General features: G+C 54.7%; 1 protein-coding gene. It reads right to left on the minus strand.

Translation table 11 applies throughout. The features are described 5' to 3' along the window. Positions 1-430: iron-containing redox enzyme family protein (locus SQ11_RS15155; RefSeq protein ID WP_041515037.1), on the minus strand; the 430-nt coding region annotated here is incomplete at both ends.

Genomic DNA, 430 nt, shown 5'->3' on the forward strand with positions numbered 1-430 from the left:
TGGCAGTAATTTTCATAGATTCCGTCGAGAAATCCCCATAGCGCATCGCATGCCCGGGTAGTTGCGGACAGCACTTCAGCCTGTTTTTCCGGGGTATCGGCAAAACGCTCGATCAACGCCCATTCCGCTTGTGAGTGATGCACGTCAGCTTCCTGATGCACCGTGAAGAATTCGTAACTGTCCGGATCATTCATTCCATAGAACTTTGCCAGCCCGTCAATTTTCACGGCGGCAATCGCCGGAACCTGGGACTCAAACGCGTGCATGGCCGCAAGGCCTGCATAAAACGGCTGGTTCAGGCAGATGTCCCGGTAGGTCGACACCAGCCTTTCCGTACTTGGCAAGGCCGCCGCATTGGCCAAACTCTTGTCGCTTGATCCCAACGCCAGCGCAAAAGTTTTCCACAAGGCGGGATGGTTCTTTTCGCCGT

Source organism: Nitrosospira sp. NpAV, assembly GCF_000832065.1.
Taxonomy (GTDB): Bacteria; Pseudomonadota; Gammaproteobacteria; order Burkholderiales; family Nitrosomonadaceae; genus Nitrosospira.